Consider the following 24,912-nt stretch of genomic DNA (forward strand, 5'->3'; position numbering starts at 1 on the left):
AGGGAGAATCTTTCGGCACCGGGCCGTCAGGTTCTCCCTCTTTTGTGATTTCAATGGTATCCATCCGCTCAGCCTACCGGTATGACGCCCACGATTTCCGCCTCTTCGGGCAGGCGTGACAACAATAGCTCCGCCATCGCACCGTTCTGCGGAATCAAAGCCGGAAAGTCCGTCTTACCGGGTTTGTATATCTCCGTAGCGACATTGTAGAGATCCCAGGCGGTAATCTGTCCCTTTGTCATTACCAGCTTCAGCACCTCTTCCGTGAATACCGATATCTGCCCCTGATTCAAAGGATAGGTTTCCACGGAAGAAGAAAGGTTCTTGTCCGCGCTGTCGTGGGAAACACGCAATGCCGTCAACAGTCCTATATACATATATATTTCTTCCAAAGAGATAACTCTGCGTTTCAATCTCTGTATCCGTTCGATGTCCTCGTTCATGTTCACCTCGAAGTTTGCCATCCAGCCATCCACGGTGTCGAACAACTCTTCTGTAGTCACCTTTTTCTTTCCATAATTGCATACGCTTCTTTCCGGAGAAAGGATGCACTGGTTATGGCAGATTTTCACACAAGGGCCTATGGCCGCCTGTACCCCGTCCTGGTGGTAGGCTACGACAAGCGTGGTCGTCAGCTCGTCGGTTTCCCAGTCCTTGATGCGGATGGTGGTGAAGATACGGCGGAGTATATGCGCTTCCACCGCCTTTTCCCCGTGGATTTGTTCTACTTGCGGGAGTATGCTCACGCCGGGTTGTGTCTTGTTCCGGTTCTGGGCGGCGAAGATTTCTTCCACTTCGAAGTCAAGGTTGTGCTTCTCGCAGATATCCATCATGCGTTGGATGACCTGGTAATGGTAGATGCCCTGTACCGGGTTGTTGTAGATGTCGTTCTCCTTGTAGGTACGCTGCAATGTATCGAAGTCCATCACTTCGATTCCGTTCTGCTGGAAATCAAACTGCTGTTGTCTTTCCAATACTGCCAGATTTGCCATAATCTTGAAGTTTATTAAGTTAATACTATGTTGATGTTACTTTTCCTTTTGTTCCGGTCAGGTATGTATCTGCCATCCGTGGAACGGTTCCAGTGTGACGGCAAAAGACCTGTCCGGTATTCCGTGATAAAGCAGGCCTCCCACGATGCCGGTTCTTCCATCGGGATAGCGTTGCGTGAAGCCGAACGAATACGGGGCATGGTCGTAGTAGAGCGATATTTCATTGGGATGGTCGGGATTCTTCTCCCAGCTTTCCAGCCTGTCCAGGCACTTCTGGAATGAGGTGTCACCGATGGACTCGGCATAGCGTTTTACATTCTCGAAATGTTCTTCATTCAGGATTTTCATGATTTTTACTTTTTATCTGTTAAACACGTCCGGCTCCGGGAGCCGGTATTTTTATTTCTCGCCTGCCTGACTGTCCCGTGCCCGTATCCGGCAAGGTTTGGCGAAAGAAAATACCGCAGCCGCAGCGAGGATGATTTTCTTTCAGCCAACCCCGCAGGGGCCTGACCTTGCAGGATACACAGGGCACGGGGCTACCTTTGCAGGGTGGGAAATAAAATAATAGCCCCGTTGTTGCTTGTTCTGTCAGGTTCTATTCAATTTTTGCATGAATTCCACCTCAGAACGGATTTTATGCTCCAATGCCGTGTATTTTTCTTTTTTCATCCGCAGTTTTTCACGGAACCGTACCAACTGCTCATCCATGCTTTCATCAAAAAACAGATTGTTTGTACGTTGGTATTGAATATACTCCCGTTCTTTCCGCTCAGCGATGGAGATTTGGGCTTTGGTGGCTGACAGCCTTGACAGAGCGGAGTTGAAATCGGTACGTAGTCCGGTGCGCCTGTCATAATAGCTGTAATAGGTATTGATTTGTCTTTTGGGGTACAGGCATTGTAACCTGGCTTCACGCCAGCGGACTACCCAACGGTAACGCTCGTGCAGTTCCCTCGGGAGGTCATAAGAATGAAGCCGGACAGGGTTGCCGGCATCATCCTTGCATTCGATGGAAATGAATACCCAGCGTTCAACCCGCAGTTCACGCTCGGCACGTGCCAGTTCCCTGGCATATTCCATCCAGTCGTCCATTCGTTCCTGTGCCATATCGAGAAAGGTCAGCTTTCGGTAACTGTTTCCAGAAATGTCAGGTAAGCGGCAATAGCCTTGTGGCAGCCGGAAAAATCAGGCGTGCGACAACCGCTCTTCTTGTAGAAACGAATGCTCCCGGACTTATTCAACCCGCATACATGACGGTTCAATGTCCCTTTGGTCCGTATATGGATTTCAAAGCCGTCTCGTTTGGTTATTTCAAGGAACATATTTGCCGGGATATATTCCCCGTTCAGAAATTTCAGTTTCTCCCCGTCCAGTTCCTGTTGCCACTTCACTTCCTCCTGTCTGCGCTTCTCTTCTTCCTGTTCTTTTTGCTCCAACCGTCTTTGTTCCTGCTTCTTTTGGTACGCTTCACGGGCTTGCAGCAAACGAGCTGTATCAAGTCCGAGCTCTTTAAAAACACGGATAGACAATAGGGTGACATGGTTCCCGTTTTCCGCATCCTGAAGTGTGTTCGCGATCCAGTTTTTGCAATACCCGACAAGTCTTTCTTTTTGTTCCTCCCTGCCAAGCGTTTCCCGGGAATACTGTCCGCAAGAGAAATAGACGTTCTCGACTTTGCAGACCACATGGAAATAATCATAGTTTTCATTCCCGTATTCATTCTTGTCCGATAACGAGAGATAGACGTTTTCCGCAAACGCTTCCAGCTCCATATAAGGAGCCACGACGGTATTCCCGTCAAACTTGTATTTCAATACTTTTGCTTTCATGACTCATTCTTTTTTTTGACTATTCGTATATACAATCGGTAGTGTTTTAATTGGTTTGTATTTGCTTTGCCTGCCATGCCTGATGCGCGATAACGACCTCTTTCCGTTCCTGTTCCAGCAAAGCCTCCGTCTCCGGGGTATATCCGAGGAACCGGATGTAACCGCCATTATACCCCGTGAGTTTGCACCTCACTCCGGCCTGTTCCAACTTGTCAATCCGTTTTTGTGCGTTTTTTGCGCTTGAATACTCTTTCGGCCAGAAATAGTGCTCGCCCTGTGAGCCATAATGGTCTTCCCCGAGTATCATCTCGCCGATATGCCTCCTGTGTTCGATGAAGCCGAACCGTGCCGTACCCAATGCCTGCCGCAGAGCCTTGTGCGCCGTGCCTTCGGGATGCTTGAACACATCCGGCTTGTCCTTTCCCTTGCAGGCGAGTTTCGGCAGTTCCACCTTGTAAGGCTTCCGGTAGCTGCCTATGCCCAATGTCAGGTAGAAATTGGTGTGGAAATAGTCCGTCATGGCATCGCTGTCATCGAAGTTATACGACATGACAAAGTCGCAGACATTCATCATCACCTCCTTCGCACGGTCTGTAAGGTCAGGATTCCGCTCTATGCTGTAGTGGTTGATGGTGTCCTGCACCTTGCCGGATTCCTTGGTGAACGCCTCGAAGTCCGCGCTCATCAGCTTGATGTAAATGGAATTGTAATTCTCCCGTCTGACGGAGAACCTGTATCTGGGATAGGTTTCCTTGAGCCAGGTCCGCACCAGTTCCACAATCTCGGGAGCGTGCTGTCCCTTGTAATTGCGACCTTTCCACCGGTATTCGTTATATACATACTCGGCATATTCCTTTGCCGTGGCCCCGGAATAGTCATATTCGTAGCCGGTGGTGTCGGCGGACATATTAGTGGAATCCTTCCACACATCATAAAGTTTTTCAAACTCGACGTTCACCTGCTGCATGACGGCAGTGTCACCACCCTTGTCTGGGTGGTGCTGCAATGCCAGGCGGCGATATTCCTTCTTCAAGTCCGCCAGACTGTGTATGTTCTGAAAATAAGTCATAACCGTAAATTTTTTATGCCCCTGCAAGGCGATTGATAAAATATTCCTGATAATCGAGGTCAAGGCCGAGATTGCTGCAAGCGAGTTCAATGTCGCCTTCCCTCAAATCGTCCAGTTCCTGTAACTCACGCAAATGTTGAAGTTCGGAATCCAGATACTCCTGTGCTTCTGTCTTGTCGCAACCGCATGAGTTGCAGATCAAGGTGATGATGTTTTCTCCCATACTATTCATTGTTATATTCTTTATAGATATTCCGCTTTTCATCATAGTCCCGATTGTTCCACCATTCGTTAGCAGTATTGACAAACGCCTGTGAATTATCGTCCAGCGAATAATCACACTCTTTCAATCCCGTAATCCGTTGCATGGTCATGGAATCACAGGATTGCCACCAAACCTGCATTTTTTGGATGAATTCGGCTTTGGAACAAAAATGTATATGGCTCTCACACTCGATACACCATTTTCCGTTACAGGCATCCTCCACATCGCTGTGATATTCTTCCGTGTTGGCATCCGCCCAAACCTGTATCTCAATCTGTTGAGAACCACATTCACAACAGACATATACTTCCGAATCATCAGACCTTTTCCTAAAAGCCTTGCCGTCATAAAGCGATACGGCACGTTCCACCAGCAACGTCCGGCTGCATTCCGATAATTCGGTATAGAACCGTTCCGCCGCACCATAAATGGAATTTTCAGCCTGTGCGTTCCATTTTTCCCAAAAGTGCAGGTAGTCACCTCCGAACACGACTTTACATTCCTCCTTGCTCCATGCGTTCCACATATAGTAGAAGAAGCTGGAGACTGCATTTTCTGCGTGGTATTTCATGATTTTTCAGTTTCAGGTTCAACATTCTCTTCGCCTTCCAATTGCCTCCATACGGCATCATACATTTCGTGGAGCCAGTCGATGTTCCTTGCGCCGAGTTCAAACGGGCTGTGACATTCCACTTCATAACCGCCTTCCTTCTCTTCGGCAACAACCCTCAGACTGCTGTCTGTCACATGAAGCCCTGTCACTCGACACTCGTATGGATCACCGTTTTTGTCGAACCATATCACCCAAACCGGATCGCTCTCCTCTTTTGGAAATCGTATCTCGTTCATGCAGTGGGAATGGAGCAGCTGTCGTATCTCGTTTATGATGTCCTCACGCAGTTCCTCGATCCTCCCGCTAAAATAAATGGATGCCGAAGACTCTTTTCCGTTTCTCTGAGTCACGGAAAGCAACTGCATGTTGGGATGAGTCCCGAATTTCCAGTCCACATCTTCATCATCGAGGATCGTGTGTATATTACCGCCCAGAACCAGCCCGCACTCTTCAGACACCATTTGTATTGCTTCCTCTTGGTCTTCAGCCACTACCGTGTAAGTGCCCTCGAAGGCATACCTTACTCTTACATCATACTTTGCCATAATTCTTATGATTTGATTGTTTGTAATTGATTTAACATTAAGAGACTATGCTGACCGTGTTGTTGAAAAACGAATCGTCCACGCCATACACATGCTGTATGGAACAGTCATACTTGGAGCGTTCGTCATCCAGACGAAACCGGAAGCCGTTACAGCCTTTGACCTCCAGCTTGAGCTTCACATCCTGTTTCAGTTCCATTTCAAGAAGACTTCCGCCGCCATACGTGGAACTGAACAGCCCGCAACAGTTCCCTTTGGGGATAATGACCTCTTTCAGCGAGAAGTCTGCATCATACAACTCTTTCAGACTTACCTTTCCGATATAGGTCAGCAGGTTCGCGCCGCAACAGGAATTGATAAGTTCCTCGTAGAATTGCTCGTATGAGACCTGTTCTTTCCCGTTCCTTCTTTTCCGGTTCGGGAAACGCCCGTAAACTTTGTAGCCGTGGCTCGTCAGCAGTTTCTTTACTTGCGCCGGATTGAGGTTCAGGCTGTCTACCATGTCCCCGAAATAGGATTCCTCGTAACTGTAACCGCCCTGCGATTCAAACCAGTTGGAGTTGATGCAGTCGTAGTCGGAAAGCATCTCCACCCGGATGGGAATGTCATCCGTGTACCTTATCAGGTCTTTCACTACGTCCGAATCGTTCCTGCTGTAAATCTCGTCCCGGATTGCATCCTCATGTTCATCGAAAAAGGCATCGACCTCGTGTTCGTCAAAGTCGTTGAATACAAAGCATTCTTCTTTCAGCTTTTCCATAATCCCATGAACAGCTTCATATTCCGCATCGCCATACCATTCGCCCGCCTTTTCCCACAGGCAATCGCAATTCCGCCTGTCCAGACATTTCCGGATGATGTCAAGGTGGTTGTCAAGGTTGTCGTTATAATCCGTCCATACCAGCGTGTAGGATGGTTCCATGAGGGATTTCACGAAATCCAACGTAAGCGTTCTCTGTTCTTCCATTTTTCTTTACCTGTGTACGGCAGGGTTCTGTTTCCCGTACATACCGTTATAAATGACAGAAGCGACCTTCCGGCCGCCTCCGTATTACTATTACCCATACAGTTCTTTCACTATCTCGTCATACCTTTCCTTTACCATCTCCGTCTTACGGTTGAAGTGAAAATATGCGGTGTACCTGTAACCGGTACTTGGCTCTCCGCCGCATTGTCGTATTGCCGTGTCAATATCCCAGTCAATATCACCAATGCCGAGTGATATGCTTGTGCCTTGCAACAGACAACGGGCAAGCCGGAGCGCGGAATCCTTCTTGTTTTCCTTGCGAAGCCTGTCGAAAGCCATCATTGCAATTTGCCGGTTTGAAATCTTCAACTCTTCCATATATTCATCTGTTTGGGTCAGACAATCCCGGCCAGTTGTTTGAACCGCGCTACGATCTCATTGCACTTGCTTTCGGCAAGCCCTTCATGTTTTCGGCAAATAGCACAATATTCCTTCCAGGGCCTGCCTTCAAGCTCGTGTTCGTATGATGACATGACCAATTCCGGATATTCCTCAAAAAGGATATTGAACGCTTTTCTCCATTTGCGAACCTGCCACGAACCGCTTGCTACCAATTTTATGAATTCAAACATCTGTTTGTCCGTTTTTACATCCAAGTCATAAAAATGGTCTGTTTTCGGCCATACGTTGTTGGAATGCTGCCAGGTCTCAATCTGCTTGTTTTTGGCATTGTATGCCATTTTTGTGATTATCTGGTAACTCATGTTGATATATATGTTTTCAGTTCATTATCATATTGTTCCTTTTCCTGTCGCGGCTTGCCAGCATACCGAAATGGATGCTGAATATGCGCTGTCCGAAGCAGATTGGTGAATTGTACTCCATGCGCTGCCACAGCGTGAAATGGTCGTTTGCGTAAGACCAGCGGAAATGTCCCGACAGCGAGCCGAAGGTGGGATTGACGTTTCTTCCGATAAGCATCCGGTTCACGTCCACGATGTTGTCGGAGGTCAGGATGATGTTCAGGATTTCCACGAAAGCCATCTGCGTGAAACTGTCTGTCGGTAAGACCGGTCCGAGAAAATTGATGTTCATAAGCGTTTGTCTTTTAATCGTAATTGTCATCGAATACTTCAAAACGAGGGAAACAGTTATCGAAATAGTTGCCTGATATGCCCGGATAATACAGCAGGCTGTCATCCCCGCTGTCCGGGCAGGAGTCATCGTCGATATAGGTCACGTTCCCGAACAGTTCCAGGTAATGCGCTACCAGCAGGTGCGGGTCTTCCGTACTGATATCGTGTCCGTAACGGTCGCACCAGTCGAAGAAAAAATCCTTGTCGGGTTCCTCCAGCTGCTCCATTGCCTCCCTTATATCAAAGAAGTTGGGACAAAGCCATTCCCTGTTGATAAGCGGGTCCGGGATTTCCTCCCATTTCGTATACCTGTACTCCGGTGTTTCCTCTTCGGGAAACAATTCGGAGCAGGTGCATAGGAATTCTCCCATGTCGCCGAAATCGGACATACGCAGCAGGCTGTCCCTTTCCTGCCGGATGTCGATGAGATGCTGCGTGGTCACTGCCACTTCTGCCTGATTCAAGTCCATAATCTTTTTCATTACAGTTATTGATGCGGAACCGGGGATTTTATTCCACAGGCTCCAAAAGGTCCGGGCCCCGGCTGTGCAGGGTTTTTCGGGGAAATACCGGAGCCTCCGGCGAGGATGATTTTCCCGAAAACCGCTTGCGGCTTGACCTTGCCCAGCCGGTAAAGGCGCGGAGTTACCTTTGCCTGTGGAATGGAATCTGCGGTTATTCATGTTTTTTCATTTTTAGCCGGTTATGCGCTGGCTTCCCCAGCTGATATGTATCTTGCCCTCCCTGTCACGTTCCCTGACCAGCAGGCTCTCGATGACGGACATAGTGACGTCAAACTCCTCGAAGATGTCTGACTGTTCTTTCACCTCACCACTTTTGATGAACTCGTTCAGCCGCTCCTTGGTAAGTACCAGTGCCATCAGGTTCTGCTCCACGGAATCCTTGTAGGTGACATAATGTACGTCCTTCAGTTCTTTGGAATCAAGACGTATGAAGCGGAAGTAGAACTGCTCCATCTTCGGGATATTCCATTGGAGCGATTCCAGAATCACATCGTTACAGGTCGGGATGTTCACCGAACTGCTCAGACTCTGCTGTGTGCAGACCAGTATGCCGTTGACGGTGGAATCGAACTCAGTCACGATGCTCTGCCGTTTCTTGAAGGTCACGTCGCCTTTGACCACAAACACCGGACGGTTCGGAAAGCATTCGCGGAGATGATTCTCGTAAAGGTCGAACGCCGCTATGGAGGTACAGCCGACAGCCACCTTGCCGGGAATCTTCCGTATCAGTTTCTCGATATATCTTGTCTTGTTCGGAATCCCGTCGCCGAAATAGCCATCTATCAGGTACGGGACGGAGCACGCCTTGATGAGCAGCTTGATCTGTCGCATGAGCCTAAGCCCGGCATCCTTCTTCGCGTCTCCTGTACTGTTGTAATACAGCTCGCAAATGCGGCAGAATTCCTCGATAATGACGCGGTAAACCTCGTGCTCGCCTTCAGCCGGGCTGACCGTATGGGTACGTATCTTGTACTTCTCGCCTGCGAAGTCCCTGAACTTGCGGGTGATGATAGTCTTTCCGATAAGCTCCGCCAGTTCCTCCTTGTTGTACACGTCCTGGTTCTGCTTCTCTATGCCGAATACGGTGGATTTTCCGGGGCAATGACAGGAACGGAAAAGCACATGGCCTCTGAAAGCCGGGAACGGCTCTCCGTAATGCCGGTTGCTTTCTTCCTCTATCTCCTTGTCTCTGTTCTCGTGGTATATCCGGTCGCACCAGCAGACCATGTTGACGGAATTGTTGTACAGCAGTTCAAATTGGCTGTACAGTTCCGCGATGTTGTTCCGCGTGGTGGTTCCCGTGTCGAGTATCTTGTATTTGAGACGGCGGAAAATACTCAAGACAAGCCTTGTCCGTTGTGAAGACGGGTTGGTTATCTCATCGGATTCATCGAAAACAAGACAGAGTTTCCCGGATGTGCGTCTGACAAATTGTGACAGCCCACGCTTCAGTTTGGAGAGCATAGAGGTGGAAAGGATAAGGAACACATCTTCCGGTACTGTTTCCAAATCGGCATTACTTCTGACTATACGGAATTTCTCCCGGTTGATTGTCAGAAACGGTATCCAAGTCATATTGGTGGCTATGGCTGGAGCCAGAATGACGGCATTGCGTACCTTATGGAACTTGAGCAGGTATTTGGCGCGGTGATAGACGGCGGCTGTCTTGCCGGAGCCTTGCTGCCAGTTCAGCAAAGCGTAGCGTTTCTGCAAGACAAGGTTCAGGTCGTGTTTTTGAAGTAATGTAAACTCGCATACCTCTCCGTCTTTGTTTCTGAAAGTGGTGCGGTCGAGGTATTCTTGCAGAAATGGGACCGGTTGCATATCTGCAAACTGCCGGTTCTGGATTTCGTATTGCCTGCGTTTCTTGCGTATCAGTTTTTCCGCCGCACGAATCTGACGCATATTCTTTTCTGTCAGCAGTTCCGGCATGGGCAGTTCTGCTCGTTCCAGTACAAGATCGTTGATGCTTGCCACCTTGTGCGAAACCTTGTCTAATAATCGTGGGGCATATTGCTTCAATTTGAAGCCGTATGAGGTCTTCACCAGGGCCACTTCCTTGCGTGGAACGATATTCTGCGAGGTGATATACCTGCGGATGATACCGAGGACTTTGGTCGTGGTCAGCTTGTTCTTCTCCCATTGGTTTACCTGTTCCCGGGTGGCATTTTCCGGTGGTTTCTGGTTACGGAATTTCGTGACCAGTGCCTCTGCCTTGTCGATATGCCTGTTCAGCTTGGCGTGAGCTTTCAGCTCGTACATGTACTTGGCGAGTTTGTACTCGAACACCTCCAGCTCCTCCTTGTCAATCCGGTTGGTCTCCCGCATCAGGTCGAAGCGTATTTTGTGTTTCATCAGCCTTGCCTCGCGGATGCGCTCTTTCAACTCGGCCATGGAGATGAACTCTTCCGCATTGTAGGCCTGCATCTCGATATGCAGCGACTTGCGCAGGAATACCATCACCTTCGTGTTGAAGTTATGGACTCCGGTGGATGCGAAAGCATTGGGGTTCAACTTTATCTGACCGATGAATGAGAAGCGGCTGTTGATGCCCGTTATGCGTGTCTTCTCCCAGAACTCGCTCTGCATGAATGAGCTGGGAACAATGACCATCAGGATGCCTGCCGGGTTGAGCACATCGTAGGCTTTGTCCAGATAGTATTCCTGTGACAGCCTGTAGTCGAACTTCAGATTGAAAGGCGGATTGCCGATAATGGCGTCAAAGCGTTGTTCTGGGTAATACTGCCGGATATCGCACTTTTCGATATGGGCATCCGGGTAGAGATACCTGGCAACGGCCACCGCCTTTCCGTCTATGTCGAAACCGTAGGCATTATGAAGGTTCGGCAGGTGGTTGAAGAAATTGCCCATGCCGCAGCACATGTCGAGTATCATCTCGGAAGAGGCCGGGGACAGCATATCCACCATGTCTCTGCATACTTCATGCGGGGTGAAGAACTGTCCCATCTCATACTCTTTCTTGGCCTCCGCGTACTCGTTGTAGTTGGCAAAGTCGGACTGTTTCAGGTTGTGCAGCCCGCCAATGCCGGTATAGCAGTTGTAGATGCTCTCCGCCGGAATCAGATCCTTGCCGGAGTCTATGGCGAAAAGAATTTTTTCGTTGACCTCGGCCCGCCTGTCCTGCGGTATCTGTTGAGGGATGATGGCATACATATCTTTAATCGTTTACGGTTGGAAATGAAGACACCCCGCAAGGGTTGTCTTACGGGGTGCAGTGGATTTTGTCTCATGATCAGTTCTCAGGTAATGTGATTTCATCAAGCCGGAGGCGTTTGAAGCAGCTTTCGGCCGTCGCGCTGTCCTTGAATTTGACGTCGATACGTCCGTTCTTGTAGAATCGGATTTGCTCGGCGTTGGTGGTCGTGAGGTCGTACCAGTCATTGACAGACACATTGTTGCGGTCGAAACGGATAATCATGTCTGAACTACCGCACAGTACGTCATCCGCACCGTAGGCAATACCCGCACATAGGGTTTCCAACTCTCCACTGTAGTTGTAATTGATTTGACACTTGTTGTATTGCAAGTAAAAATCGTCAAAACGGATGATTTCGGGAAAGACAATCTTGTCCTTCTTAAGCTCCGTTTTGACCTTGCTCCAGCAGGAAGGCTTGACTACCTTTGCGACTCTGGCAAGCAGTTCTTCCACTGCCGTTTCCCGGAAGCTCTTGCCTCCCAGATGCTCGATGACCGCATCCACGTATGTCCCATAGACCGGACGGAAGCCCATGCGGAGTGTCTTTTCGTCTATCCTTTGTTCCGGCACCGACACGTTGTACGTCCTGTTGAAGTAGGCGATGATACGGTTGGCGAAGTTAGAGTTGGCGTTGTGGTTCTTGTCTACCAAATCGTTCAGCACATCGAACGGCTTGAACTCATTGTGTGAATAGTCGTCCTTCCCGTTTCTGAGCGAGTAGAAGTCGCGCATGGAAATTTTTCCGTTGTCATCGTATGAGAAGTTCCGTTCCGCTCGGTATTGTTCTGCTTCTTCCTTGAAGATGGCATACCAGCGGTCTATCCGGTCAAGCGTCTTGTAGAGCATGTCCTGCTGGTTCTGGCAAAACAGGCGGTCTTGCTCGGTAATCTTGTCCTCGTTTCTCACTTCCACGCTCAATATTCCTGAAAGCAGGTCGGGAGCGTTGCCGGGGTTGAATGATGTTGTCGTTTGCATATCTGTTTGATTTTTAGTGTTAGAAATCCTGTGATTTGATACGGTGGAAATAGGTGATGTGCTTCTCCATGTCCTTGACAATCTTCACCTGCTCGGGATGAAAATTGAGTCTGCGCTCCACCGCCGGGGCATCTATCTTTTCCCATTCCGACAATGGCAGGAATACATATTCCCTGCGGAAGCACCATACCACGATCTGGTTTTTCCAATTCCCCTTGAATACCGTTCCCTCGTAGTCTTGCAGGAATTGCCGGAAGTCCTCTTCATTGTGAAAAGCGATATCAAGACTTTGGTAGAGGTTTTTCGCTTCCGGGTCTTTGTGAAGATAAAAACGGCGGTAGGTCTCTGTCGTGAAATCACCATAGAGCGGTTCCGGCTCACGGTAAATCCATTGTGGGACTTTTGCCGTGAATGTAACTGATCCGTGAGCGCACGATCCGCAATGTCCCCAGTCTTTGAATGCTCCTTCCGTCCAACCGTTGAATTTCAGATCATCCGTTTTTACATGGTGGAAAGCTCCACCGCTGACGCTCAGACGGATATTATCCTCAGATTGCCATACGAACGGAACATACGGCTGTTCGCAGATGGAAAGCAGGCCTTTCTTTTCATCCATACTGTCTATGAGTGCATTGCCGTAATAGTCCCCATGACGGCTGAGATAAATCAGCCTGTCACCGATTTGCGGTGTGGTTTCCGAGCGCGTCCGCTCTATAAGTTCGACATAACGGTTGGCCATATCCACATCCTCCTGCGTCAGCCAATGTTCACGGTCGTACAAAACATTCAGTGTCTTGAGCGTTTCAATACCGTACTTGTTCTTTGTTGCCTGTAACATGACATTGTTTTTTTGTTAGTCCGGCTTTTCGGGGCCGGAGTTCCCGTAACTACAGGCTTTAAAAGGTCGTGTTCCGTACATGCAAGGTTGGCGGGAAAAATACCGAAGCCCCCCGGGGCGAGGATGATTTTTCCACGCCACCCGGAGGGCCTGACCTTGCTTGTACGATAAGAACACGAGTTACCTTTGCCTGTGAGTTACGTGAACTCGGCTACGGTACAGATGTCATTCTTGATTTGGATTATTTTTGAAATCACCTTAAAGATTATACCCGGAAAATTCCGGTATTCAGAGGAAAAACACTATCTTTGCAGAAAGATAAAGAGTTATTTGACAGCATGAGGAATATAGTGATTCTAAACAGTTTGCATTTTTCTTATCCGTTGCCCATTCTCATGCGAGTTTCATATAATACACTGATAGTCAAATAAAATACTTCTGACTATTACAAATATACGAATAAATAATTAATATACAAAATATTAATAGATTAATAATAAGACAAATAATAAAAATGAAATATAGATAATAGTTGACTAATTGATAGACAAAATATAATGCGTCTGCCCTGATTGCAAGCTTCGTTTTTATAATCAAAGCCTTTGTTTTTATAAATAAAGCTTGCAATTATAGATTACGGTTAACGAAGAATAAGTTTACATGCTGATAATAAGAAGTTTACAATTAATGAAAGAGAACTTTTTTATTAATGAATGAAAAGTGGGTTATTAAGAGCCTGCTCCGAGTTTTGCCCGACACAGTTTTGAGAGTTGCTTTCGAGTATATTTTCTGTTGTTGTGAGGAGCATGACGGAGACTATATGACGAATAAAAACAGGTCGGTAAAGCCTATCTAACATAATCTCAGGAAAATTTAAACAGGCTCTAATATTCAACGCCTGTTTAAAAATGACTGAAAAGTTACGCCTATTGGGATTCAAAATAAAAACAGACTGTATATCTTTGCAATCCCCAATAAAACCATTATAAATCAAGTTCGTGTAGGATTACGCGATGGATTTAGTATTTTATTCTCAAATGGCTATTGATATACAGTCTGTGATCAGAGTATCAAGTTATCTTTTAGAGAACACTCTCTTTTAATAAATGCTGTACTTCGTAGTATGATTAAAGGAATATACGCCTTATTCTTGGTCTGCTTTGACTTCTTCAATAATCTCGTCAGGGATTCTGTCACAACGCACATACTTATTTATATCGCCTTTATCCTCCGTAGCCGTCCACACCATTGAACCGCTTTCCAGCAGGTCGGTGACGATGTATTCATTATTCCAGTCACCGTTGCCGTAGTCGTAGACACCAGCGATGACTGCACCCAAGTAAGGGTCTTTACGGATGCTGAAACTACCGGTAATGTAACGGGCATACATGCTGTCGAATTTTTGATACATCTCGAACGTTTGGTCCTTGCGGTTAAACTTTATATAGCAATAAGTGTCCTCAGCCAAGGGCTGACCATTCCATTCGGCAAGTTGCCACACTCCGTTCAGATTGGCGGTGGTGACTTCCAGACGAGCAACGGTTAACTCTTCATCATCACTGCAGGACGAGCCGCAGAACAGAAGAGCAAATAAAACCATGAGTTTGAAAATATTCTTCATGTCGAATTTATTTTTTTATTAATTGATACGTTTAACTTTTATATTCAATGTACGGTCCAACGGGCGAGCACTGACGCCTTCGATGATAATCGGGAAGGTGAATTCTGCTTTCGCACCGACAGGAATCAATGAAGCGTCTACTGTGACTACGATATCACCTTCTCCGCCCGGCGGAATCACTGCCGGCTCGGTGTGGAAGGTGACGTAGGCAGGAAGTATCGGGGCAGTCAGCTGCATAGGTTTACTGCTGCTGTTGCCGCAGAAGATACGTTCCGTAGACCGATGTCCGGTTCTCACCTCACCGAAGGTCATTGTGTTTTGCTTTAGCCGTAACTTCCCCATTGAATATGGGAAACGTGCCCATTCATCCTTACCCGGAAGTACGTCTCCCGTCAGGGTAAGCCGTGCTACGGGTGTCTTGTCCGAAGAGGAGAGGTAGACAAACACATGGGTGTCTATCGTGCCGGGATGATTCTTCGGGTGAAACGTCAAGTTGACGACCTGTTGCTTGCCGGGCAACAGTTCCTTGCTGTCGAACCCGACGGTGACGCAACTGCACGTCGGTGTGGCACGCTTGATGAGGAGAGGACGGTTGCTTACATTGGTGCAGACAAACCGATAGGTTACAGGAACATCGTCTTCAGTCAGTGTACCTATGTTCTGCACGCTCTTTTCGAATCGCAGTACTCGTTCCGCCTGTTTCATCAATGAAGGATTCAGCAACGAATCTCTCCTTGCTTGCAGGGAAGCGGGGCTGTTCTGTGCGTGTAGTGCTCCGAACAGCCCTGTTCCCACAAGGAATACAACTATTCTTATTAGACTAAAGAACTTCATTGTCTCATCAGGTGATTACAGCCAACCGTTGTCATTAGCTTTCTTCCGAACGGTCACGACGATGGTCTGTTCCATTCCGACACTTGGTTTTACGGTGATGCGTGCCGTTCCGGTGGCAATGCCGGTCACCTCCATCAGAGTACCGTTGACTACCGTTACTTTAGCGATGTTGGCATCAGACGACGTACAGGTGTAAGTGAGTTTCTCACCATCCACGAAGTAATACGCCAAGTTGGTGGTCGACGTTGTGTTTTCCGCTACGTAGACGTTGGGTACTTTCATCTCCGTTCCGTTGCCTTCGATATTGTTGAGCAACAAAGCGGCATTGGCTACTCCGGTTCCCATTTTGCCGATATACTTCGACAGTTCCAGCTGTGCAGGCGAAGCCCCTGGCGATGTATGGTTGCGGTAATAAGTTTTCTTTTTGCCACCGCCATACCAAGTATCTACCGGTTTGACAGATTCTTTCAGCAGACCGATGAACTCGGACGCTTTGAAGTGGCGGCGCAGTTTCACTGCATACGACAAGCCTAAAGCGGCTACTCCCGACACGTGCGGACAAGCCATCGAAGTACCGTCCATGTAACCGTAGGCGGGGGTACCGTTCTTCATCATAGTGGAAAGAATGGAACCGGCATAAGGACCGTTTTCTTCCCAAAACTCGGGCGATTCCTTGCCGATAGCAGCGTAGTATTCCGTATCACCTCCGGGTGCGCAAATGTCTATTTCCACACCATAGTTGGTGTAAGACGCCGGTGTGAAGTCGGCCGCTGTAGAACTTACAGTGACACATTTGGAGTATGCGCCTGGATAAGCAGGGATACCTGCATACTCGTTGCCGGCAGCGAAGATGGCGAGTCCGCCTTCAATGACACCGTTGGGCGAACCTGCGTTGTGGATGAAGTAGTCCAAGGCCTCTTTTTCGAGTGGATAGGTTGTTTCCCATTCCTTTTGCGTAGCTGGACCGGGGCTGAATCCTTCGGCAATGTTGGCATCTGCTGAATTGTAGCCCCAACTGCACTGCAAAATGACAGCCCCGTTGTCTGCCGCATATTTGATGGCTTTGGCTTCAGCGGTGAGTGTAACGCCTGCGTCGCCTGCAAATACTTGGCATGCCATGATTTTCACGCCCGAGCCGGGAGTGCCGTTACCTCCGGCGATACCGCATACACCTACTTCGTTGCCGTTCATGGCAGCGATGGTCCCTGCCACATGCGTGCCGTGACCAGTGTCGTATTCCGACGACCATGTGATGTTTCCGGAATTTTCTACGAAGTTGTAGCCGTGTTTGTCGTCTACATAACCGTTGTTGTCGGCGTCTTTTCCGGCGTTAAACTCTTCGCCTTCGTTTACCCAAATGTTGTCTTTCAAGTCAGGGTGGGTAAGCATCACTCCCTCGTCCAATACGGCAACAATAATGGAGGGGTCTCCTGTGCATTTCTTCCACGCTTCGTAACAGCCTACGTCGCATCCCTCTACGGCTCCGTTGTTGAGCGGATTCTGGTTCTCAAAGTCGTACGTACCTGTATTGTTGTAATGCCATTGATAGATCAGTCCCGGGTCTGTGAACGTAGCCGATGCTCTGCCGGTGCGGGTTGCAGCATGGCGTTGCAATGCCGATTCATTGACGTATACCCGATGTGCATCGGTCTTGTAGGCGCGCTTGATGTGACTATTTCCTTGCACCTTGGAAATTTCTCCTAATTGAGAGATACGTTGGGCAGCTTCTTTCAGGTCGGTATCCTTGTCGAACTTCACTAAATACCACAGATGCAATCCTGCAGCACGGGTACGTTCTTCGTTCTTGGCGTCTGCCGGGAAGATGCGCTCGAAGTGATACCCGCCTAAGATGTCGAGTATCTCATCGGTCGAAGGAATCCCCGAGCGGGTGGACACACCGCCGTTTCTGGCGGCACGGGTCAGTGCGCGGTCAAGGATTTCCGTCATTTCGGGTTTGAATTTGATGATAAGTTCGCCTGCTGTTACGTCAGCGGGAAACCGGATTTCCGTGTCTCCTGCCGAAACAGGCGTCTGCTCTGCCTGCTCGTGGTCCGAGCAGGCGGTCAGCGCCAATCCCAACAGAAGTGTATATAAGAATCTATTTCTCATGTTTACTTGTTAGATAATTGTTCTTGTAAATGATTACTACTCTGCGTTTTCCGTCGAGGAGTTGGCTACAAAACGACGGTAGTAGAGCGGATAGGCAACTCCCGATACGGTTGTGTTGCTGCCGGGGTCTTCTGCTCCGTAATAATACGTAAAGTCGAAGTTGTCCGCGTCTATGTTGCTGAATCCTACCAATTCTCCAGCGGAGTTCTTACCTCTTTCCTGCTGGATAAAGAATCCGATTTCCGGATACCATGCTGCAAAGTAAGGATGGAAAAGCACCCAGTTGGGCAGTTTTCCGGTGAGGAAGTTCAGGTTGATAGAGAGATAGCGGGTCTTGGGCAATACACGCGGAATTTCCTGACCAGTCACGGTTTCCGTTGTCTCATCGGTAGCTGTGAATGTTACTGGATTGTCATCCGTGAGCAACCAACGGCACGTGTCGCCTACCAATTTGTCGAGGTAGTCTGCCTTTTCGGTCGAGAAGTCGTCAGACGTGTAGTGTGTCGGTCTGCCCGCTCTCTCGAGTGCCGTTTCCATCTCTTCGTCTGTCGGCAGTTCACCTTCAATGAAGTTGTAAGCAAGCGTCAGCGATTGCAGATTTTCCCACAGAAGCAGGCTAAGAAGAGCGTCTCTTTCGTTTCCTCTCGAAACATTGACAAACAGTCCGATGGGGCGTCCGTTGTACTTACCGCCTTGTACCAGTGTCAGGTCGGAGAGTGAGTCGGTACGACGCGAACCATTCAGTGCGAGCGAAGTCAAGTACGGGAAATTCTCTTTGTTGACCACTTTCGTAATAGTCGACAGAGTAGCAAAGTTGGTTGCCGACAGACTCAGTGCTTTCAGTCCTGCATAGCCTTCGTTCGTGGCGCCTCCCAATTTGGCGAAGTTTGCCGGCAGAGAGGTGATACCGTACGAATAGAGAACCAACTCTTTCAGATGCTTCAACTCGCAGATTTCCTCGCCCAAGTGAATGTCGCGGATTTGTGAGTTGGCGTTGCTGCGGATGGAGAACGACTCCAAATATTTCAGGTAACGCACTTCCTTCGGCAAGGATTCGCCCTCTTTCATGTCAATCATAACAAAGTTTACCGAACGTATGCGTCCCACCGCTTCTTCGCACGGCAAGTCCTTGTCGGTAGCTTCCCACAGCGTCACGTTTTCCCAGTTCTGCATATTTTCGCTGGTTTCAAATTTAATCATGCTCTGCACCTTCTCGTTGATGGTGATGACTGCCAGTGAGTCGCCCGCACGGTTGTCTTCAATCTTGAGGGCAGGTTTTTGTCTGACGGTGAGCACAACATCCTCTATCGGGTTGCCGTTGTCGTCTACCAACTGATCGTTTGCCGGGTCCATCGGCACGAGGTGAATCTTTGCTACGCGAACGAAGGGAGCTGTATTCATTTCCCAACGGAAGTTGGCTTTCACCGTACGCGGACGGGCTTTTCTGTCCAAGTCCACCGCCAAGTCATCCTGCCGGGGTTGGGTGAGCCATCCGGTGCGTTCGGATTCGTATTCGGCTTTCTCCTCATCCGACTGTGTGCCGTCGAAAGCATATTCGACGCTCCCGATTTTGAAATTGATATTAGTAGATACCACCATCTCGAACGTACGTTTCTCATAACGCGCCGAGTTCTCGATTTCCACATCCGTTTCGTTCAGCAAAATCTGTTTGCCGAAACCGAATTGCGTGACGGTGATAAGTTTCTGTCCCGCCTGCTCGGAAGAGAAACGGATTTGCGCCGTGCGCGCCGTATTCTCTAACGTAGAGTCGATGGTGAGCTGACATTCGGCCGCTCCCAATCCGTTTGCTGGAGAGACGGCAATCCAGGGTTTGGATGCGCCTGCCACCCAGCTTATGTCTGACAACACGGCAATCTTCTCCAGTCCGCCTTCCGGGCCGATTGCAATTTCTTCTTTGTCCGTCAGCAATCCACCGGGAAGTTCCGTCTTGTTGTCGTCCTTGCATGAGGTGATGCACCCTGTGCAAAGTACCAGTCCTGCTATGACTTTATGTAAATATTTCATTTTCTATCTATCAGTTTATTGTTTAAGAGTGTCGCAACCTCGGATATCCTGGGTCTTGTCGTAAATCAGCATATACATACCTGCCTTGATGTAAGGGCAAAGATGTGTCACGTCGAGCGAGATGTTGGGGTTATCCTTAATCTCCAGTATCCATAGTCGTGGGTTGATGGTTTCGTTCACCTTGCGGATGTCGTTGGCTCCGATTTGCAGTTGGAGCAGGCTCGGGCAAGTACTGATGCCTTCGGGCCATTCACGCAGGATGCGGTTACCGTCGGCATCGCGCTGGTGGCGGATACCGAAGGCTTTCAACTGGCTGCTGTTCAACGGTTCGGTGGGAAACTTGGAGAAACAGTTGTAGCTCACGTCCATGTTGGAGAGGTAAGGCAAGGTCGTTGCCCGGAAGTCGTCCGACAGGGATTTCAGTTTGTTGAAACGCAGGTCTATCGAAGTCAGCAGATACGTGTTCTTGTAGTTGCCGTTTTTGCCTTTGAGCGAGTATTCTGGAATTTCGGTCATCCGGTTGTTGCTCAAGTTGATGGTTGAAATTGGCGAACCGGTTCTGAACAGATCTGACGGAAACTTGGAGATACTGTTGTATGCCAAGGATATGGTGGAAGCATTGATGCCCTTGAATGTTTCCGGGTTTTCAACGTTTTTGCCGCCTACGGAGCCAATCTGATTGTAAGAGAGGTCGACCGCCCCCATGACATGAACGGAGGATGCATCGAAGATGTTGGGGATGTACTTCAGTTCGTTGTGCGAGAAGTCCAGTGTCTCCACGTCGTTGGTGAATCCGCAGAACTCTTCCGGTATCTCCTGTATTTTGTTGTAGGCAAGAGTAAGTGTGGCAAGTTTCACCTCTTTCCCGAAGGGAGCCAATGTCTCGATTTCATTGCTGTAGCAGTCCAGCATTCCCATTTTCTTCATGTAGCGGAGCGAACCGTCAGTAGGGAATGATTTCAGATTGTTGTAGCTCAGGTAAAGAATCTGTAACTTCTTGCCTACGGGCGACAAGGCGAGTTTCGACCAGTCGTTTTTCAGTTGCTCACCGCTGATGCCTGTGTTGGAAGCAACGTTCAGCAATTGCATTTCGGGCAGAGCGAACAGGAAGTCGGGGAATCTGTCCAATTGTGCACAGTTGTAAATCTCGATATCCGTCAGTTCGGTCATGCTTTTCCAAGTCAAGTTCTCTTTTTCGTATGCTTTGGCGTATTCTGAGGCGGGGTTTTCCCAGTCCGTGCAGATATCTTCCGCCTTTATCGGAGCATTGCCTATGTAGAACAATTGCAATTGTTTCAAGCGCATGACAGCTTTCGAAACAAATGTAATCTGATTGGTATATTTGCCTGTTTGTACATCTTTCAATGAGATGCGGTTGCTCTTCCGGATGGGCTTTTGGGTAGCGTCGTCGTTGATGCTTTTCTGTATCATTTCAGACAAGCCTTCGCGCACATCATAGTCGAGGAATGTGTTCCGGTAGTGCATACGCAGATTGGTGCGTTGTGTTTCACTCATGTTGGCGCTCCAGTTAGTCTGGTCGAACATATTTCTGCCGAGCTTTTCGCTGTGCGAGCCTAAGGCGAGCAGTTTCAGTTCGGTCAACTGTCCGATGGCGTCGGGCACTCTTCCTTTAGCACCGAATCCCTCAAGCGTCAGACCTACCACGCGTCCGTTGCTGTTAAGCGTCACGCCCGGCTGGTCGCCCCACATATCCATTTCCTTGTTGAAGTTCCAGTTGGCTCCCGGTGTTTCGCCCGCTCCGTAGTAGCCCCATTCCGTTCCGTTCAGTGCTTCCCATATTTCCTTTAGTGCGATGTAGTCTTTGATGTACTCTTTCGTTTCGGAGAGCAGGATGGGCACATTGGCGTGTTTGGTCAGGCGGTTGTCTTCGATAGCAAACTGTTCACCTGCCACTTCCTGTGTTTCCAGACTGGTTTCTACTGCACCGCTTTTCCGGTAAGTGGTGTAAGCGGTCACACGGTAATTGCCGGTGGGCAACCATACGGCGGAGTCGGTGGTTGCCACGCCTATGTCCATGTACTTGTCGTTCGGGTCGTCGGGGTTCTCGTGTTCTTTGTATTCCTCCTTATAGGCTACTTTCAGTTTCTTGAATGTAGTCGATTCGCGGGTGAACGTGTTGGTTACCGTAACGTCAATCAGTTTGATGTCCTTGAAAAGATACGAAGCATCACCGGCTGCGCGTGTTTCGGGAAGTCCGGTCTTTGTAAGTTTGAATGTTACCGTTCCGCGGCTTTGCACATCTACAGTGAGGTCTTTCACTGTCAGTCCGCGCGAAACGACCGCAAAAGTCTCGTCTGAAGAGGCAGAGATACTGGTTATCACTTCATCGAGCTTGTCCAGCAGTTTGTAGCCCACAACTTTATAGTCGCCTACTAACAGTTGCAGTTTGTCGCTGCGCATACCGTATTCTGCATTGGATTCGTTGTAAGCGTTCAAAATCAATGTTTGCGTGATGCTGGCACCATTGTACAGCATTTCTATTTCTACTTTCTGTGCTTCACCCAATTTGTTCAGGTCGCCCGCACGTGTTGTCCCACCTTTGGCGTAGGATGCCGATTTGTAGAGTTTGAACTGCACGTAGCCGTACTGGCTGCCTTGCAGTTCCTCCTTGTCATCGGAACATCCGCCCGTCACCATGCCGAAAAGCATGGTGAAAAGGGGGATAAGAAACAGTTTCCAATATGTTGTTCTTTTTGAGTTCATTTATTTCTGTATTATTAAACTAAAATTGTCAAATGTCGGTATTGGAATTTAGAATGGATTCTCACCGATGTTGATAATCAGTAATGCCAGCACTTCTCCATTGGAAGACTTCACTTTAATCTGTTTGCCTTGTTGCAAAGGAAGAGTTTCTGCATTTGCTGTTGACAGAACGATGTAGTCTTTTCCTGCCTTGTTTGTCAGTCCTGCTGAGAATCCGTCAAATTCGTCGTTTTCAAGAATCATTCCATCTTCACCGTTTTTGATTTCATAGTAGACTTTGCCGTCCTCAGAAGTAGAGAAAAGCATACTGAAGATGTTAGAAGTATAAATATTGTCGGTTCCGGCACCTTCTATTTCTTCCCCGTCATATTTGGTTGTGCAGTCTTCACCAATCATATTGGCAATCGGGAATAATTCTCCATCCATTGCTATACATGTAGTGAAAGACATTACCACATCTTCTGTTTGAACCGGAGCTCCCAATACATAACTTTGATAACGGGGATTGATATAATCATCAACGATAATGTTCTTTTCCAAGTCGTTTTTGATTTTTTCATATTCTTTCTTTGGGAAAGCCATTACAACAACTCCACGATTGTCATAATTGTAAGAGAACACATAAGGTTCGAATGTTATTGTGCATTTGGTTCCGTTTGTTTTAACATCAACCCAGTCTGTCACCGCATCTTCACCAAAGATAAAGCCGTCTGCCTGATACACAGGTTCCATTCCGGGGAAAACCATGAATGAACCTACTTGTTCGAATGTTACAATTTCGAATTCATCATCACGGGTAATGATCTCTGTTTCTATTTTATCTTGATAAACTGTACTTTTGTTATTGGCATCAGTGCTGATGATTTTCTTTCCGTCTTGACTGATTCTCAAATTGGGATATGCAGGACTGCTGACCAATACTCCTTCTTTTAATCCTTCATAAGCAACAGGGATTTCTGCTGTGCCAATGATGGAGTTATCTGAAGTCATTACAGAAAATATGATTTTGCCACCTTTGTCGGTACCAAATGAATATTTGGGGTCAAGGTCTTTTTTATCTTTGTTGAAAGCCAATTTATATTTATTATTGTCTTTCTCTATTTTTATCCAATCCGGATTATCGCCTTCTTTGATACCAACAGTCAAATTTGCATCTTCAATATTGGTTTCAATAACAAGATATTCATCTCTATTTGTATCGATATCACATCCTTTGACAACAATCGGATTTTCTGCGCTATATTCTACCGCTTCTTCGCCTTCGGCTTCGGGAACAGATTTGATAGTCAGTCCGCTAAAGGCTTTCTTCGAACGGGTAATCTTGTAAATCACCTGTTCTTTATCGCCCATCTTCAATGTGATTTCCGTTGTATTGTCGTTGATGTAATCTTGTCCGTCTCCCAAAATCTTGGCTGTTACCGTCTGGTTGCCGGCTTTTCCACTTGTAGTGGCGTCTTCAAAATCACCATTTACGAACTTACACCATGCTGCCTTGCTGGTCAACTGCCAGTCTACGGGTGCATTAAATGAAATTTCTATCTCGTCACCTACTGCGTGAGTCTCCTCCTTCAATTCAGGAAATGTGATATTCACACCTTCTTTTTCATCGTCCGAACAGCTGGCAAACGCAACCATGCACATCATTGCCGATATAATCAAGCTCCAGCTTATGTTTTTCAAATTTAACGCTTTCATTACTATATTGTTTTAATGTTTTAATAACCTTGTTCTTTTAGTTTTTCCGCTTCCGCCTCACTAATCCACTCGATGAGATTGATGTAAGTGCCTACTACGCCATATTCGGAGCCGTCTTTATTGTCTACGCTCAGCGTGACGTATTGGAAAATGAAGTCCTGGCAACTGCTGTAGTAGGATGTATAGTTTGCCGACTGGCTCAACCGCAGATTTCCGTCTCCGTGGATGGTTCCGAACGGCTCGCTGGTAAGTCCGCATACGTGCTTGTCCATATCTATCAACGGACGGAGGATATCTTTGCGGTCGAACTTGATTTTGGTGTCGTAACCGTCAAAGTAAAGTCCGTGCAACACTATCGTGTTCTCTTCTCCTTCTACTACATCCGAAGTAATCAGACGTATGCCAACATTTTGCATATAGTCTGAAGAAAGGAATGTGGAAGTGACGCGGCAGTAGCCCGTAAAGTTGTGAATATCAAACGGACACGACTTCTGCATGACTACCTTTGCTTTGGTGGTATAAAGATCCCATTGTTCAGACTCGGGTATAATCAGGTGCAATGCAAATCCCAATGAGTCGGTGATTTCAATATTCTCATAGATACCTTGCACTTTTACATTGGCAGCCATTTCACCGGCCTTGATGGTAACGGTGTTCGAAAGCAATCGGTAATGTTTGCCTTCTACTGCATTACTTTCCTTATCTATGATTTCCACAGCAAGGTTGCGGTCGTAATCAACAGCTTTGGTAGCCGAAACGGGAATTTCGAATATCTCGTTGGTTTCCTGAACGGCATACTGATAGATTGTATCGGAAAACATCAGATAATTCGGACCGCTATAAAGCGCTTTGTCCTGTTCACATCCGACAAAACTGATGATGGCAGCTATTCCCGCCATGCATCCGATGATTAGTTTTTTCATTATCGTAT

General features: G+C 47.8%; 23 protein-coding genes. All 23 read right to left on the reverse strand.

The genetic code is table 11. The features are described 5' to 3' along the window. Positions 1 to 68: 68 nt before the first annotated feature. A complete protein-coding gene (locus A4V03_RS15705) occupies positions 69 to 992 on the reverse strand; it encodes a DUF932 domain-containing protein (RefSeq protein ID WP_065539562.1) in 924 nt (307 codons plus the stop codon). Positions 993 to 1,049: 57 nt separating this feature from the next. Further along, positions 1,050 to 1,340, reverse strand: a complete 291-nt coding sequence (locus A4V03_RS15710) for a DUF4120 family protein (RefSeq protein ID WP_016270778.1) — start codon at positions 1,338 to 1,340, stop codon at positions 1,050 to 1,052. A gap of 243 nt (positions 1,341 to 1,583) precedes the next feature. Further along, entirely contained in the window at positions 1,584 to 2,102 is a 519-nt protein-coding gene (locus A4V03_RS15715; protein ID WP_065539563.1) for a hypothetical protein, read from the reverse strand. Between the two features lie 11 nt (positions 2,103 to 2,113). Continuing rightward, positions 2,114 to 2,824: a hypothetical protein gene (locus A4V03_RS15720; protein WP_065539564.1), complete on the reverse strand. Its 711-nt coding sequence runs from the start codon at positions 2,822 to 2,824 to the stop codon at positions 2,114 to 2,116. A 46-nt stretch (positions 2,825 to 2,870) separates the two neighbouring features. Then, on the reverse strand, positions 2,871 to 3,893 hold the full coding sequence (locus tag A4V03_RS15725; RefSeq protein WP_065539565.1) for an LPD29 domain-containing protein: 1,023 nt from the start codon (positions 3,891 to 3,893) through the stop codon (positions 2,871 to 2,873). 13 nt (positions 3,894 to 3,906) lie between these two features. Continuing rightward, positions 3,907 to 4,116 (reverse strand): hypothetical protein, encoded by a 210-nt coding sequence (locus A4V03_RS15730; RefSeq protein ID WP_065539566.1) that lies wholly within the window; start codon positions 4,114 to 4,116, stop codon positions 3,907 to 3,909. Position 4,117: 1 nt separating this feature from the next. Further along, entirely contained in the window at positions 4,118 to 4,729 is a 612-nt protein-coding gene (locus A4V03_RS15735) for a hypothetical protein (RefSeq protein ID WP_065539567.1), read from the reverse strand. Continuing rightward, positions 4,726 to 5,316, reverse strand: coding sequence for a hypothetical protein (locus A4V03_RS15740; protein WP_065539568.1), 591 nt, complete (start codon positions 5,314 to 5,316; stop codon positions 4,726 to 4,728). The genes A4V03_RS15735 and A4V03_RS15740 overlap by 4 nt, the downstream gene beginning before the upstream one ends. Before the next feature lie 37 nt (positions 5,317 to 5,353). Beyond that, a complete protein-coding gene (locus A4V03_RS15745; RefSeq protein ID WP_065539569.1) occupies positions 5,354 to 6,283 on the reverse strand; it encodes a hypothetical protein in 930 nt (309 codons plus the stop codon). Positions 6,284 to 6,373: 90 nt separating this feature from the next. Then, a complete protein-coding gene (locus A4V03_RS15750; protein WP_008766248.1) occupies positions 6,374 to 6,661 on the reverse strand; it encodes a hypothetical protein in 288 nt (95 codons plus the stop codon). A gap of 17 nt (positions 6,662 to 6,678) precedes the next feature. Continuing rightward, positions 6,679 to 7,047, reverse strand: coding sequence for a hypothetical protein (locus tag A4V03_RS15755; protein ID WP_008766247.1), 369 nt, complete (start codon positions 7,045 to 7,047; stop codon positions 6,679 to 6,681). A 16-nt stretch (positions 7,048 to 7,063) separates the two neighbouring features. Then, positions 7,064 to 7,378 (reverse strand): hypothetical protein, encoded by a 315-nt coding sequence (locus A4V03_RS15760; RefSeq protein ID WP_008766246.1) that lies wholly within the window; start codon positions 7,376 to 7,378, stop codon positions 7,064 to 7,066. A 13-nt stretch (positions 7,379 to 7,391) separates the two neighbouring features. Next, complete coding sequence (locus tag A4V03_RS15765; RefSeq protein WP_032559782.1) at positions 7,392 to 7,889, reverse strand: hypothetical protein; 498 nt, start codon at positions 7,887 to 7,889, stop codon at positions 7,392 to 7,394. A 225-nt stretch (positions 7,890 to 8,114) separates the two neighbouring features. Further along, positions 8,115 to 11,117, reverse strand: a complete 3,003-nt coding sequence (locus A4V03_RS15775; RefSeq protein ID WP_065539570.1) for an N-6 DNA methylase — start codon at positions 11,115 to 11,117, stop codon at positions 8,115 to 8,117. 79 nt (positions 11,118 to 11,196) lie between these two features. After that, positions 11,197 to 12,135 (reverse strand): hypothetical protein, encoded by a 939-nt coding sequence (locus A4V03_RS15780; protein ID WP_065539571.1) that lies wholly within the window; start codon positions 12,133 to 12,135, stop codon positions 11,197 to 11,199. A gap of 19 nt (positions 12,136 to 12,154) precedes the next feature. Beyond that, positions 12,155 to 12,973 carry a DUF4121 family protein gene (locus A4V03_RS15785; protein WP_055300058.1) on the reverse strand — a complete coding sequence of 273 codons (819 nt, stop codon included), beginning with the start codon at positions 12,971 to 12,973 and terminating at the stop codon, positions 12,155 to 12,157. Positions 12,974 to 14,117: 1,144 nt separating this feature from the next. Next, a complete protein-coding gene (locus A4V03_RS15795; RefSeq protein WP_065539572.1) occupies positions 14,118 to 14,594 on the reverse strand; it encodes a lipocalin-like domain-containing protein in 477 nt (158 codons plus the stop codon). A gap of 18 nt (positions 14,595 to 14,612) precedes the next feature. Continuing rightward, positions 14,613 to 15,428: a DUF1573 domain-containing protein gene (locus tag A4V03_RS15800; protein WP_065539573.1), complete on the reverse strand. Its 816-nt coding sequence runs from the start codon at positions 15,426 to 15,428 to the stop codon at positions 14,613 to 14,615. 15 nt (positions 15,429 to 15,443) lie between these two features. Beyond that, positions 15,444 to 17,537 (reverse strand): S8 family peptidase, encoded by a 2,094-nt coding sequence (locus A4V03_RS15805; protein ID WP_065539574.1) that lies wholly within the window; start codon positions 17,535 to 17,537, stop codon positions 15,444 to 15,446. A 36-nt stretch (positions 17,538 to 17,573) separates the two neighbouring features. Next, a complete protein-coding gene (locus A4V03_RS15810; protein WP_065539575.1) occupies positions 17,574 to 19,562 on the reverse strand; it encodes a BACON domain-containing protein in 1,989 nt (662 codons plus the stop codon). 15 nt (positions 19,563 to 19,577) lie between these two features. Beyond that, the gene (locus A4V03_RS15815; protein WP_065539576.1) at positions 19,578 to 22,286 is read right to left on the reverse strand and encodes a DUF4458 domain-containing protein; all 2,709 of its coding nucleotides are present in this window, start codon (positions 22,284 to 22,286) and stop codon (positions 19,578 to 19,580) included. A gap of 48 nt (positions 22,287 to 22,334) precedes the next feature. Beyond that, complete coding sequence (locus A4V03_RS15820) at positions 22,335 to 23,981, reverse strand: DUF5003 domain-containing protein (RefSeq protein WP_084081169.1); 1,647 nt, start codon at positions 23,979 to 23,981, stop codon at positions 22,335 to 22,337. Between the two features lie 20 nt (positions 23,982 to 24,001). Beyond that, entirely contained in the window at positions 24,002 to 24,904 is a 903-nt protein-coding gene (locus A4V03_RS15825) for a DUF4984 domain-containing protein (RefSeq protein ID WP_065539578.1), read from the reverse strand. Positions 24,905 to 24,912: the final 8 nt, after the last annotated feature.

It is taken from the genome of Bacteroides caecimuris (assembly GCF_001688725.2).
Lineage (GTDB): Bacteria > Bacteroidota > Bacteroidia > Bacteroidales > Bacteroidaceae > Bacteroides > Bacteroides caecimuris.

What these genes read in the sequence shown, in the direction of transcription:
- A4V03_RS15765 (WP_032559782.1), bottom strand. Translation starts at nt 7,889, where the DNA reads ATGGACTTGAATCAGGCAGAAGTGGCAGTGACCACGCAGCATCTCATC.
- A4V03_RS15780 (WP_065539571.1), bottom strand. Translation starts at nt 12,135, where the DNA reads ATGCAAACGACAACATCATTCAACCCCGGCAACGCTCCCGACCTGCTT.
- A4V03_RS15800 (WP_065539573.1), bottom strand. Translation starts at nt 15,428, where the DNA reads ATGAAGTTCTTTAGTCTAATAAGAATAGTTGTATTCCTTGTGGGAACA.
- A4V03_RS15825 (WP_065539578.1), bottom strand. Translation starts at nt 24,904, where the DNA reads ATGAAAAAACTAATCATCGGATGCATGGCGGGAATAGCTGCCATCATC.
- A4V03_RS15760 (WP_008766246.1), bottom strand. Translation starts at nt 7,378, where the DNA reads ATGAACATCAATTTTCTCGGACCGGTCTTACCGACAGACAGTTTCACG.
- A4V03_RS15755 (WP_008766247.1), bottom strand. Translation starts at nt 7,047, where the DNA reads ATGAGTTACCAGATAATCACAAAAATGGCATACAATGCCAAAAACAAG.
- A4V03_RS15815 (WP_065539576.1), bottom strand. Translation starts at nt 22,286, where the DNA reads ATGAACTCAAAAAGAACAACATATTGGAAACTGTTTCTTATCCCCCTT.
- A4V03_RS15730 (WP_065539566.1), bottom strand. Translation starts at nt 4,116, where the DNA reads ATGGGAGAAAACATCATCACCTTGATCTGCAACTCATGCGGTTGCGAC.
- A4V03_RS15775 (WP_065539570.1), bottom strand. Translation starts at nt 11,117, where the DNA reads ATGTATGCCATCATCCCTCAACAGATACCGCAGGACAGGCGGGCCGAG.
- A4V03_RS15725 (WP_065539565.1), bottom strand. Translation starts at nt 3,893, where the DNA reads ATGACTTATTTTCAGAACATACACAGTCTGGCGGACTTGAAGAAGGAA.
- A4V03_RS15710 (WP_016270778.1), bottom strand. Translation starts at nt 1,340, where the DNA reads ATGAAAATCCTGAATGAAGAACATTTCGAGAATGTAAAACGCTATGCC.
- A4V03_RS15820 (WP_084081169.1), bottom strand. Translation starts at nt 23,981, where the DNA reads ATGAAAGCGTTAAATTTGAAAAACATAAGCTGGAGCTTGATTATATCG.
- A4V03_RS15705 (WP_065539562.1), bottom strand. Translation starts at nt 992, where the DNA reads ATGGCAAATCTGGCAGTATTGGAAAGACAACAGCAGTTTGATTTCCAG.
- A4V03_RS15735 (WP_065539567.1), bottom strand. Translation starts at nt 4,729, where the DNA reads ATGAAATACCACGCAGAAAATGCAGTCTCCAGCTTCTTCTACTATATG.
- A4V03_RS15715 (WP_065539563.1), bottom strand. Translation starts at nt 2,102, where the DNA reads ATGGCACAGGAACGAATGGACGACTGGATGGAATATGCCAGGGAACTG.
- A4V03_RS15745 (WP_065539569.1), bottom strand. Translation starts at nt 6,283, where the DNA reads ATGGAAGAACAGAGAACGCTTACGTTGGATTTCGTGAAATCCCTCATG.
- A4V03_RS15785 (WP_055300058.1), bottom strand. Translation starts at nt 12,973, where the DNA reads ATGTTACAGGCAACAAAGAACAAGTACGGTATTGAAACGCTCAAGACA.
- A4V03_RS15720 (WP_065539564.1), bottom strand. Translation starts at nt 2,824, where the DNA reads ATGAAAGCAAAAGTATTGAAATACAAGTTTGACGGGAATACCGTCGTG.
- A4V03_RS15810 (WP_065539575.1), bottom strand. Translation starts at nt 19,562, where the DNA reads ATGAAATATTTACATAAAGTCATAGCAGGACTGGTACTTTGCACAGGG.
- A4V03_RS15750 (WP_008766248.1), bottom strand. Translation starts at nt 6,661, where the DNA reads ATGGAAGAGTTGAAGATTTCAAACCGGCAAATTGCAATGATGGCTTTC.
- A4V03_RS15795 (WP_065539572.1), bottom strand. Translation starts at nt 14,594, where the DNA reads ATGAAGAATATTTTCAAACTCATGGTTTTATTTGCTCTTCTGTTCTGC.
- A4V03_RS15740 (WP_065539568.1), bottom strand. Translation starts at nt 5,316, where the DNA reads ATGGCAAAGTATGATGTAAGAGTAAGGTATGCCTTCGAGGGCACTTAC.
- A4V03_RS15805 (WP_065539574.1), bottom strand. Translation starts at nt 17,537, where the DNA reads ATGAGAAATAGATTCTTATATACACTTCTGTTGGGATTGGCGCTGACC.